A 10980-nucleotide genomic window follows, 5' to 3' on the forward strand; every position below is an offset into this window, starting at 1 on the left:
TTTAGCAAATTTACTTGATGAGCTTTTTATCAATGTCGGATAACCCGATCAGTACACTATTGCCTTGACTGTCTATTTTTAGTGCCCCATAGGCTGCTTTTTCATACTTTTTTGCCTCTCCTTCTTGGAAAAAAAAGGATTCAGCACCAATTGAAATTCTTTGTGAGGGATGGAGGTTGTAGCGTATGGCTATTTCTCCTGCATGCAAAGGTGTTTTTTCTTGCTGTAAACGCACGCGTTTCGCTACTTGGTTCTTATCTAGAGTAATGATACAGTACCCTCTTTTATGCTCAGGAACAGAAGAATTCCATTCGTCATTTGCGATGGCATAATTCAATCGCATATAATCACCTTGCATCAATGATCTAGGGTCAACAGGAGCCAACTCAAACAACACGAGTTGTCCATCGGAAATGGTATGTTCTTTTAGAAACACATTACGATTGAACATAACGAGTACAAGCAGCAAATTTAGGGAGATGATTAGCCATTTATATTTTTTCATTGCGTTTTATTTTTCGTGATAGTAGTGCGTAATACAGAAGTAGTAAGCTTCCAGATAAACAGAGTAATCCAGATTTGTAAAGTAAGCTCAGTTCTAAATCGTAATAGTAGTGTACTAAGGAATAGCAGAGGCAAAGTCCTCCGATAAGCAATCCTGTTTTATAGTATATGCTGTAATTCAACAGTATGAGTAGTATTGCGCCAGAAATATATGGGGCATAGATAGTAGGAAAAAGAAGGATACTAAAACCTACGAAAAACATCCATTGTTTCTTGCGATTGGTTATTTCATGTCGAAGGAGTATACGATGAGCGAAAATGAGGTTCAACACGATTAATACCAATGATGTGCACCAAATAAAAGGAATAGTCATATTGAACTGAGGGGCATGTGTTATGAGTACTAAGCTTAAGACTAGTGAACAGATAAGTCCAATTCGAATAACTGAATACAATCGTCGACTTAGGGAGTTCGATGTCAACATACGACCTTCATAATAGCAGAAGTAACTCAATAAACTCGCAATTATGGTGATGTATATAGGTATCAAACTATAGGCTTTATTAGTTAAGATAAGTCCGAGAACGCAGGCATTAAGTATCATAAAACTAAAAAACGTCAATGTCTTTGTTTGTTTGATAGCAAGCGGAATGCTAGAAATTCCAAGGATAATCAGTAGGATGGAATTTAAAGTGGCATCTTGTAATCCTAAACCTGAGCCAACCATTACAAGCCCTGCGCAAAAGAGCGAGATGCTAACTGTATCTAAAAAAAGTTTTTGTACTTGGTAACTTATGGCAATACTTGAAGTGATAAAGATTGCACCCAAGAAAAACAAGGTCGACGGACTGTCGTAAATATTTAATAAAAATAAAAAGCCTAAGAATGAGAAAACGGAAAAAATAGCTCCTGTTATTGACAAGATATTTACGGCTAAATCTGAAGGAGAAAAGCTGTTTTTTTGAACGGCTTTAGAAAGTGCTTCTTCATCAATTTTTAACTGCGGGTAGTAATTGCGAAGGTACTGCGTTATTTGGTTTAGGCGTTCCATGTTTGTTGCAATTTAAGTAGTTGACGCGTGGCAATACTCGCCACAATAAGGTTGTAAAAACTCAGAAACAAGAAGGTATTCCCAAATTCAAACGCACGAATTAAAAAGTTGGTGGAGATGATCATAAAGCTCAAGGTAATCAGCACCGGATAAAATGTACTTTTCTCCTGATAACCATAAAGCAAAGCCAAACTATACAAAACTGTTACGATACTGAGCAAAACAAAAAATAACAAATCATCTATAGCGGTGTGAATTCCATTAACGATGCCTAAGGTCATAACAAATACTGCACCGACACTAAGAATGCGGATCAACCAATTAGGTACGTGGTTTCCCTTTCTTTTTAAATAAAGAGCGCTACACACAAATAGTCCATTTCCCAAAATAAATACCGAACTAGTTTCTAAACTTGACCAGAGCGCTACTTGTTCACTGTAAAAATAGGCCGTTGTATTTATCAAGACTATAAAAAGCAACCACAGTGGAGCGTAATCAGATAGGAGTACCCAACAGGTTATGGCCAGTGTCCAGCCTAGAAAGAAATCATAGGCATTGGCTCCTGTCTGATAAATTTGGCCAAATACCGCAAACAGTACCCCTATAATAATTGCTGCGGCTGTTAAGAGCATGTTTTTTAGGTCGGTTTTTAGTTTAGCGTATTGTATTACTACTAATATACCAATCAGCAAACCTTCTATAAGTCCAATTTTGACAAACTTATGGATGTTTTCCCAGTTATAAGCAAAGAAAAACAACATACCCAATGTACAAAAACCAATTCCTAATGCTAGGGTAGTTGTTCGAAGAAATCGATACCAGGAGTCGGAACTCGGATACACTTCTTTTTCAAAAAGGGCTGTCAGTTCTTTGTTGCTGATAGCACTGTGTTCTGCCAGAAATTCAAGCAACTTCCTATTAATTTTATTCATAGCCTTTGAATGATTAGTTCACATACGAAGGTACAAAATTTTCAAAGTTACTTAACGATGCTGATTTTGTTTATTCTTACTAGTATTGAATTCACTCGTTTTCTCAATCGGGCAGTGGTTGACGAGTAGGTCGAACCCATTCACCTTTTCTTGTGGTGTGATGTACAGTGAAATCTCATTTTCTTTGGATGTAAGTTGTAGCAAATAAACAGCATTGGTTTCTGTGGGGTGTATGCGTAATGTGGTAGGGAGTGCAACTCCATTTTTTCCATATGCTATCAAATCTGCATGAATAGTGTCTCCTTGAAATTTTGGTGGTTCGGAATACAAATGTATCTCATATGATAGCCTTTTGATGGCAATAAAAGCTGAGTCTTGAAGTATAAAACTTTCAGTAATTCCATCACAAGGATCGTAAACAACATACTCGCCCTGATATTGTTCTAGACAAATCCACTTTTTGAAAGTATTGTGGCGTGCTGCAGTTGCTATGGTCGATTTTAAGTGTAGATCTCGATGGAGTGATTCAATTTGTTCTTGTAATTGCAAAGGCCTCGTTGATAGAAGTTTTTGGTAATTATCAGAAGTTTTACTGGTGTCAAGGTAACGCAGTGCCTTGGTTAAATCGAGTTTTTTAGGATCATTGGTTACAATTACCTGTTCTTTTGAACGATCTTTAGGTTTGGAAGCGTTTTTATGATCCTGATAAGTACAACCACTCAATAGCAATGTAATAGTTGCTAGTACTATGGTTGTTAGTGTTTTTGAAAAGTTATGTAGCGTTTTCATGAGCATTTTGAAGTTAGGATGGAGTATGGTCTAAGAATCCTTCCGGCTGGTTAATTCCTTTTGGAAGAATGTTTTTAGCAACTGCTTCCTCTTTGGAAATACTGTCTAGTGTTTGAAGGTTAGGAAGTTGTAGTAGATGGACTTCTTCGGAACTTCTATTCTGAAATTTAAAATAAGAAAGAAGCTCGTCTTTACGAGCTACTTCGGCCCCTTGAATCTCGAAGGTTTTCACAACGCCATTTTGGTAACTACAAACATAAATCGAATGTTTTTCTTGATAAGCGAATAGTAGGTGGTCTTTATACCATTCCAGAAGAATGCAAATACAGCCAAATATTGGATTGTAAGTAATTGGTTCCCATTCGAAATATTGGTTCTCTTCGCAGACAACTAGGAGAAACTGATCTCGGTCGCTCCATTGATACCAAGCAATACCATTGTCTTTTACCGCAGTGTCTGATTCGTATATGTGATAGTTATCTTTTCCATCAGTCCATCGAAGGTTTTGTATACTCGATTCTTTACTCGCAAGAAATTCAATTGCAGACGATGCCGCTTGTCGGGAGATAATTTTACGTATTTGTGTTAAGGGAGTTTCTGAAATCATAGCATGTATCTGTTGATGATGTTCAAATATACACAATAAGCATTTTCGGTGAAAGTAGTTATTTCTAATTCACCGAAAACTGTATGGATTATTTTTTTAGGAATGTCAGACCTTTGAAGTTTTGTCCAGATAGCTTAAACGCTTTAACTGCTCCTAATTCATCTCTATGAAAATTGAACTCACCAATAGGCTGTGCGAACATGCAGTTTTCCGATTTACCTTGTAGTAAAACTTTTGCCCCTGATTCTCTAATGACGTAGACCTTTCCGTCTTCAATGATGATTTTTAAATAGATGTTAAAGGCGTCGTTAAAATAGGTTCCTCCGACGTTCACTGTTATTTTTGAGAGATTCGGCGTTTCAATTTTGGGGCATTCATAAGTAAAGTCTGCAATCCTAAAGTCAAATTTACCATCGTACAAATGAATTTTTGAATAGGGAATAAAGGGAAAAGTATAGGTAGTTCCCGTAAGATGGGGCAATGGAGCTGATTCTTCTGAGCCAAAAGACCTAAAATGAAGGACTCCATTTTTTTCGAGTAATTCAAAGTAATTTCCCGGTTGAAATTCGTAAACACCAGCAAATTTTTTCAAGGTAGCCTTTGTAGGTTTCGATTTTTTTGGAGCGTTAGTAAAATAAGGTTTGAGCAATAGGTCTATGGCCCCGTAAATCATATCAAACCCCAAAAAGTTGTTCGTGTTTGTCATGATGACCATTGATAGTTTTTGTTTAGGAGCGTGAAGTATGTATGAGGTGTACCCAGCATTTCCTCCACCGTGAAATACGATATCGATACCTTTATAAGTTTCGAACTGTAAACCAAGTCCATATCCAATCTGACGTCGGTTTTTTAGCACGGTTGGAACATGCATTTTTTGAAATATGCTCTGAGTGGCATCGGGACTTTTTTGGAAGTATTGAGCCCATTTGCTAAAATCTTCTATCGTGGTGTTGATCCCTGCCGAACCTACTGCAGTTAGGGTCGCTGGCAATACTTTATAACCACCATTGGTACTGCGATACGAATAGGCTTTGTTCGGAACGATTGTCGTCATATCGGTTATTGCGGCACTGTTATTCATTTGTAAAGGAGCAAAAATTCGCTCTTTAAGAATCTCCGGAAAAGGTTTCTTTTCTATGCGTTCAATAATTTCAGCAAGGAGAATAAATCCTGTATTCCCGTACTGATATTGAGTTCCTGCTTCGAAATTCACCGTTCTGATTTTCAGTAAAAAGGCTACAATTTCACGATGATTCATGGCTTTGTTTGGAAAAATACCTTTGAGTCCTGCTAATTCGTGGATGTTGGGAAGTCCGTGCGTATGATTGGCCAAATTTTCTAAACATATATTGTCGGGGAGCATTTTCAGTTCAGGTAGGTACTTTTTTATATTGTCTTTCATAGATAACTTTCCTTCTTTTTCCAAGCTCAAGGCAAGGAAACTTGTAAACTGTTTGGAAACCGAGGCTATTGGAAAGACGGTCTTTTTTGTTACGGGGATGCCGTGTTCCAAGTTTGCCAATCCAATACTGTTTTGGTACTGGGTTTTTCCATCTTTGATAATAGCAAATGAGGCTCCTGTTTTATCGGCTTTAAAGAGGCTGTTAAATAAAGAATCAATTTGACCGTATTCTGGAAACTTGGTCGTGTTCTTTTGTGAGTACACCTTGCTATTCGAATAGCAAATAAGTAAAAATGTGATAACTATAGTAACTGATTTCATGGTTGTTTTATTTGTTCGAGACAAAAGTGAAACAACTTTGAGAAATAGGGGTTTGAATACAGGAAGTCGAACTGTTTTTTTAGTGATAAAAGCGTTCGACTTTTAGTCGTACTAGTGTTAAGTGGTTGATTTTCGGTAGCTTGTTGGGGTTTGGTTGGTTTCTTTTTTAAAGGCTGTATAAAAAGAAGATTTTGAGTTAAATCCGACATCATAGAGGATTTCTAACACTGTTAAATCCTGATCAGAGGTTAAAAGTTCCTTCGCGTCGTTAATTCGAAATTCATTGATATAGTCGAAAAAGTGTTTGCCCGTTTCTTGATTAATAATTCCTGAAAGTTCACGTACGGGTATGTCCATTGCATCGGACAATTGTTGAATCGTTAGGGATGCATTTAAATAGGGTTTCTCCGTTTTTAGGTAGGTATTTAACGTTTGAATGCGTTCGTCTGTAGGAGTACTATGATTATCTTCCATGGGAGTGAGCGCTGCATTGATGCCTTGAAATAGTTTGGGAGCAAAAAGCGCTTTACTAAAGAGCCATGAAATAAACAGAACGATTAAGATAAGGGTCACAATACGCCATGAATCGACAGTCGTGGCACTTTCTGAAGTGAATCTATAATAGCTTTTTACGAAGGTAATCACGGAAATGATTACATCTACAATAAGAAATTGCTTAAGCCAATGGTAGTTGTTGAGTGCTGCAGCGTTGGCATAGTGCTGTTTTACAATAAGACCATATCGTCGCACCTGATAAATTTCAACGAACAAAAAGGAAAAACCGACTAGATAGCCGAAAAAGGTAATAAATATTGCCGCGGGTTGTGAGGTATATTGTTGGAAAAATTCGTTTTGTACACTTGAAGACTGATTAAAGAAGGCGGGTATTAAAACGATAAAATTAATTAGTAGAGGGATAAAAAATAACAGGTGTTTCTTTTTTAAGCTAAAGTCATCGTACAGTACCGATAAAATGTACAAATACAGCATAGGTGACTTTAGACCTGCAAGTCCTTCTATACGGATCATCTCAAGAGCGAGGGGGAGCTGGATGAATTTGTGGTAAAAGAAAGCTGAAATGTCTAGAGCGATTATCAGGAGATAACAGGCAAACAATTGATTGCTGAGTTTTTTCTTTGAGGGGATACTTAGTAGATATCCTGAGAAGGATACAAATAAGAAGACGGAAAAAATACTCAAAAGTTCAATAAATGTAAAGCTCATAGTACAGGTAATTCTAAGGTATAGTTAAGCCCTTTTGCTGGTGGTAAATATACTCTTTAAATACAAAGGAGAAAACGTTACCTCGCCTTGGTTAGGAAATTGAAAACTTAGCGAGAGATATTTTACAGTCATCCAATGCATTCATGAAAAAAGTGAAAAATAAAAGGGGGGGATTGTTGGTGAATTAGAAGCTGAATTTTACCAAGGCGATTATTTGACGAGGTCTTAATTGAAAGTTGCTTTCTGAATAAAAATACGTATCGTTCTGGGCGGTGGTAAACGCTTCAGAGTTCAAAATATTAGTGCATTGAATTTCAAGGTCAATACCACTTTTTGAGAATGTATAGCGATAATGAGCATTGAGGAAATACGTGGCATTATTTTTCGCTGAATAATTGTTGTGGTAGTACGACGATTTTAAACCGATATATTGATTTTTTAAGGGGTGAAAATCGATATTTACGGCGTGTTTCTGTGTAACAATTGTAGCTAAAGCAGGTTGATTTCCGATAAATGCTTTTAAAAAATTAAAGCTGTTGCGGTAGTTGAGGTGCAACCAATCGTTAAGTTCACTGTTAATGTTGGTTTCAAATTGGATATTTTGATTACGAACAGTAATCATACTACTATTAAGTAATTGTTTGTTACTGAAAAACCCCCCATCTACAGTGAGAGAAGCCAATGTTTTTAAACGACTTACGTATTTACTTGCATGAATGCTCAAAGAATGGCTATTCGCTGTGTTTTGCTGTTGTTTATAGTTGAGTGCAATGCTACCATTATTATTAATTTGATTTCCCAATAGTAGGTTTTGTAAAGTGTGCGTATAGGTATATACTCCATTGATAAAAAGGGAATTCAGTGGATTTCTATAGGCGATTCCTAAGGAGGAATTTTGATGTAATCGTTGCAACAAGGGGGTATCGTAGCGTTGTATGTTTCTATAATTGCGTAATAGGTAGCCGTAATGCAGCTGATCTAGCTCACCAAAACTGTTTTTTATGCCAGCAACTAAGGTCGTTTTCCAGTACTTATTTAAGGTTCTTTTTACTGAAATTCGCGGTTGAAAAGTGAACCTGTTAAGCTGCTCCTGTTTAAACAAATGTGGATCTTCTCGGTCTATTTTGTACAATCGGAAAGGCGTTTCTAGTTGGATTTTCCAGCGGTCTTGCTGATACTGACTAGCAATATTCGCAAACAATTGAAGTTCCTGATGTTGGAGTTCATTTATAAAATTACCTGTTAGTTGTTTGGTTTTCCCTAGTTCACTTAAAAATATAGCACTTTGAAGTTTTTGTTGTTGCAGTGTAACTCCCACTTCCGGAGTAAAACTGAAGTTATTGAATTTTTTGGTCATTCCAACAGTATTACGAGTATAGAACCTTCGATAATTCACAGTCTGTCGAAGTTTATCATACGTATTCCCGCTGTTGAGTACATCTTCAAATTGAACCTGATCAAATACGAGCTCTTGTGGAGAAGAGGAATAGTGAATAATAGATTTAATGTTCAGGAGTTGTTTACCTATGGGTTGTATCCATTTTAGCCTATTGCTTATGGCTAGTTCTGGTATTTTAGCCTGTTGTTGTGAAGGGGTGCCATTAAAAACAAGAGTCCCTTGTTGAGTATCCCAATACTTTTTAAAGGCACTTACGTTTTTAAAATAAGAGTTTTTAGAATTGTTGGTATAAATTACCTTCCCTTTGAAGGTTTCAAAGTTTAAAGAGTTATAGGTTTTTTCTGTGGTGCGTATTGCGTTTGCATTCGTAAGGTAGGTAGTGTTACTAGTACCCTGATAAACTTGCTGATCCTTACTATAAGATAAGTTTATTTTTAAATCTGAATCTTTCTTTAACCGTTGTAAATAGTTAGTACTAACTAGGTGAGCTTTGTTGTTTAACCATTTTGTTTTCTCAAAATTTGGTGGACTGAGTTGATGGATGTTTACCCACTGTTTTTTAGCATCATCGAACTCTTCCAACAAAGCATCGATAGTCAGTGTTTTGATCTGAGTAGCAATATCATTACCCGTGTTGTTAGTTTGGTAAGAGGAAATCATTTGCTTATTTTTCGAAAATAACATTGGAGTTGCGTTGAATTCCCATAAGGTCGGATGTATCCCAACTCCTGTTTTTGCCGTTCCTGTTACGGCAATGGCGCGTTTCAATTTGATATTTAGAGAGGTGTTGTTAGAAAAGGAAACACTGTCTAAAAGACGTATTGGTTGATGATTTTCTAAAATCTGAACTTTAGAAACAGCATTGGCAGGCAAATTAGCATTGGCTAAATGGTATTTCCCCTCCAATAAATCCATCCCTTCAATATAATATTTTTCAATAGGAGTACCTTGGTATAAGATTTTTCCGTCACTGAGTACGGAGATGCCTGGAAGTTTTTTAAGCACATCAGCAATAACCCGATCTTGTTTGTTTTTGAATAATGAAACAGCGTAGTTTAGGGTATCTCCTTGCTGACGAATAGGCTTGTTTTTAACGATGACCTCCTTGAGCTTCTCAGAAGATTCCTTGAGAATGAAATGAACAGATTGAGAGGTGTTTGCCAGCGTTTTGGATTGCTTTTGAAACCCAATATACGAGGTGTTAAGCTGTATTTCGGTGTATTTACTATCGAGTTGTAGCTCAAATAATCCTTGACTATCGCTAATAGCATAGGCCAGTATAACGCTGTTGTTTACTCGGGTAACCGTAACACTACAGCCTTGTAAAGGACCATTGTTTTCGTCTACAACAGTCCCTTTGATTCGTGTTTGAGCATAGCTTAAACTACTGAAGAGAAGTATGAATATTAGCGTCCTAAGTACCATGCACCACCCAATTCTATTGGATTATTTCTCCTATTGTATTTTTCTCTGATTTTATTTCGATGTTCCTCGTCTAAAGTAAAGCCAGATTGAGATAGTTTACTGACGATATTTTTTTTGTATTCTTCGTGCTTTTGTAGAAATGTCTTTTTATCTGTTGTGTACACGTTTTTAGTAGGAATCAAATTGGGGTAGTTGTAATTAAAACGAACCTGATGTAATAATTCGAACGTATAATGGTTTTTGGAGTCTGCTATTTTTACTATCAAACCGGGTAAACCACTAAATTTATACGGGCCATCAGAAACTGGAATTTCATTTGTAAACCACGCAGTATAATGGCGACCTGAAAAGGTAGTCGTCGCTTTTTGACATAAAAAACCGTTTACTTTTTTCGTTGCTGTATGGATTTTCCATTGGATATTTTTCTTTGACTCTTCGTATTGGTAGGTATCCATAAACAATCGGTAATACGTCGTTATGGTATTGTCAGAGTTATCTTTGATAATCTTATACGGAAAACGTGTTTTAGGCATTTTTACATCGATAGATGCCCTCTTGTTTTTGATTTCGGTAAAGAGCGAATCACTAATAAATTCATTTTTACTCAAAAAGGCCGATCCTTTTCGGTTTCGCAACAATACCATTTCAACAGAATTCTTACTGTTGGGGTCTTCTTTTGTTGGTTGATACGTAAGTAAGTACGTGAATTTGTGTTGGAAGTTTTCCGACTGAGCACTGCTATTCAGTGCAAACAATAGGCTTAGTATAAAAGTGAGCTTTTTCAACATGAATGATAATAGCGTTAAATATAGTAAAAACAACCTGTTCACAAGTGAACAGGTTGCGATTTAATTAGTTTTCAGAGCAGATAGCGTCTTCAGCATTTTTGATTACTTGCTTAACTTCTTCTTTAGTTTGTCCACAAGCAACTCCGCTAACACCACATGATAATGTAGCTCGTTCACACTCAATAAAATCTTCTGCTGGTGCAGACTCTTTTGGGTTACTGAATGCAAAACTAGCACCGATAGCGGCTGCAAATGTCACTCCTAAAATTAATCTTTTCATAATTGAATTATTTAAGTGCCCCATTATAGTCTTGGGCGATTAGTGTTCGACTATTTCTTTATATTCATTTTAATTTTTGGTCTACAAGTATCAAAAGGTTCTTCCCTTAGTAATTTCCAAGCACACTGCTTGATAATTTTCTCTTTGATAACAAAAGAAACAACAAACTTTATTTGGAAACTATTAAATAAAAAGCTCCAAAGGTTATCGATGCGATTTCGAAATATTTTGAGTCTATGTGTAATTAATTCGAGAGA

10 protein-coding genes are annotated in these 10980 nt (G+C 36.5%); all 10 read right to left on the minus strand.

Features of this window, described 5'->3' with window-relative positions:
• Positions 1-10: 10 nt before the first annotated feature.
• Positions 11-505 carry a GDYXXLXY domain-containing protein gene (locus ACKTS5_RS08200; RefSeq protein ID WP_408043380.1) on the minus strand — a complete coding sequence of 165 codons (495 nt, stop codon included), beginning with the start codon at positions 503-505 and terminating at the stop codon, positions 11-13.
• Positions 492-1556: a DUF4401 domain-containing protein gene (locus ACKTS5_RS08205; RefSeq protein ID WP_408043381.1), complete on the minus strand. Its 1065-nt coding sequence runs from the start codon at positions 1554-1556 to the stop codon at positions 492-494. The genes ACKTS5_RS08200 and ACKTS5_RS08205 overlap by 14 nt, the downstream gene beginning before the upstream one ends.
• Positions 1544-2488 carry a DUF2157 domain-containing protein gene (locus tag ACKTS5_RS08210; protein ID WP_408043382.1) on the minus strand — a complete coding sequence of 315 codons (945 nt, stop codon included), beginning with the start codon at positions 2486-2488 and terminating at the stop codon, positions 1544-1546. The genes ACKTS5_RS08205 and ACKTS5_RS08210 overlap by 13 nt, the downstream gene beginning before the upstream one ends.
• Positions 2489-2539: 51 nt before the next feature.
• The gene (locus tag ACKTS5_RS08215; RefSeq protein ID WP_408043383.1) at positions 2540-3277 is read right to left on the minus strand and encodes a hypothetical protein; all 738 of its coding nucleotides are present in this window, start codon (positions 3275-3277) and stop codon (positions 2540-2542) included.
• Positions 3278-3290: 13 nt separating this feature from the next.
• Complete coding sequence (locus tag ACKTS5_RS08220; RefSeq protein WP_408043384.1) at positions 3291-3884, minus strand: hypothetical protein; 594 nt, start codon at positions 3882-3884, stop codon at positions 3291-3293.
• Positions 3885-3972: 88 nt separating this feature from the next.
• The gene (locus ACKTS5_RS08225) at positions 3973-5607 is read right to left on the minus strand and encodes a serine hydrolase domain-containing protein (RefSeq protein WP_408043385.1); all 1635 of its coding nucleotides are present in this window, start codon (positions 5605-5607) and stop codon (positions 3973-3975) included.
• 117 nt (positions 5608-5724) lie between these two features.
• A complete protein-coding gene (locus tag ACKTS5_RS08230; protein ID WP_408043386.1) occupies positions 5725-6831 on the minus strand; it encodes a helix-turn-helix domain-containing protein in 1107 nt (368 codons plus the stop codon).
• Positions 6832-7015: 184 nt separating this feature from the next.
• The gene (locus tag ACKTS5_RS08235; protein ID WP_408043387.1) at positions 7016-9655 is read right to left on the minus strand and encodes a carboxypeptidase-like regulatory domain-containing protein; all 2640 of its coding nucleotides are present in this window, start codon (positions 9653-9655) and stop codon (positions 7016-7018) included.
• Positions 9637-10443, minus strand: coding sequence for a GLPGLI family protein (locus ACKTS5_RS08240; RefSeq protein WP_408043388.1), 807 nt, complete (start codon positions 10441-10443; stop codon positions 9637-9639). Before ACKTS5_RS08240 ends, ACKTS5_RS08235 begins: the two co-directional genes overlap by 19 nt.
• Positions 10444-10507: 64 nt before the next feature.
• Complete coding sequence (locus ACKTS5_RS08245) at positions 10508-10723, minus strand: beta/alpha barrel domain-containing protein (RefSeq protein ID WP_408043389.1); 216 nt, start codon at positions 10721-10723, stop codon at positions 10508-10510.
• Positions 10724-10980 lie beyond the last annotated feature (257 nt).

It is taken from the genome of Tenacibaculum litopenaei (assembly GCF_964514025.1).
GTDB lineage: Bacteria > Bacteroidota > Bacteroidia > Flavobacteriales > Flavobacteriaceae > Polaribacter > Polaribacter litopenaei.

Excerpts from the sequence above, each read along its gene's own strand:
- ACKTS5_RS08240 (WP_408043388.1), bottom strand. The coding sequence starts at position 10,443 with ATGTTGAAAAAGCTCACTTTTATACTAAGCCTATTGTTTGCACTGAAT.
- ACKTS5_RS08205 (WP_408043381.1), bottom strand. The coding sequence starts at position 1,556 with ATGGAACGCCTAAACCAAATAACGCAGTACCTTCGCAATTACTACCCG.
- ACKTS5_RS08235 (WP_408043387.1), bottom strand. The coding sequence starts at position 9,655 with ATGGTACTTAGGACGCTAATATTCATACTTCTCTTCAGTAGTTTAAGC.
- ACKTS5_RS08245 (WP_408043389.1), bottom strand. The coding sequence starts at position 10,723 with ATGAAAAGATTAATTTTAGGAGTGACATTTGCAGCCGCTATCGGTGCT.
- ACKTS5_RS08220 (WP_408043384.1), bottom strand. The coding sequence starts at position 3,884 with ATGATTTCAGAAACTCCCTTAACACAAATACGTAAAATTATCTCCCGA.
- ACKTS5_RS08225 (WP_408043385.1), bottom strand. The coding sequence starts at position 5,607 with ATGAAATCAGTTACTATAGTTATCACATTTTTACTTATTTGCTATTCG.
- ACKTS5_RS08200 (WP_408043380.1), bottom strand. The coding sequence starts at position 505 with ATGAAAAAATATAAATGGCTAATCATCTCCCTAAATTTGCTGCTTGTA.
- ACKTS5_RS08215 (WP_408043383.1), bottom strand. The coding sequence starts at position 3,277 with ATGAAAACGCTACATAACTTTTCAAAAACACTAACAACCATAGTACTA.
- ACKTS5_RS08210 (WP_408043382.1), bottom strand. The coding sequence starts at position 2,488 with ATGAATAAAATTAATAGGAAGTTGCTTGAATTTCTGGCAGAACACAGT.
- ACKTS5_RS08230 (WP_408043386.1), bottom strand. The coding sequence starts at position 6,831 with ATGAGCTTTACATTTATTGAACTTTTGAGTATTTTTTCCGTCTTCTTA.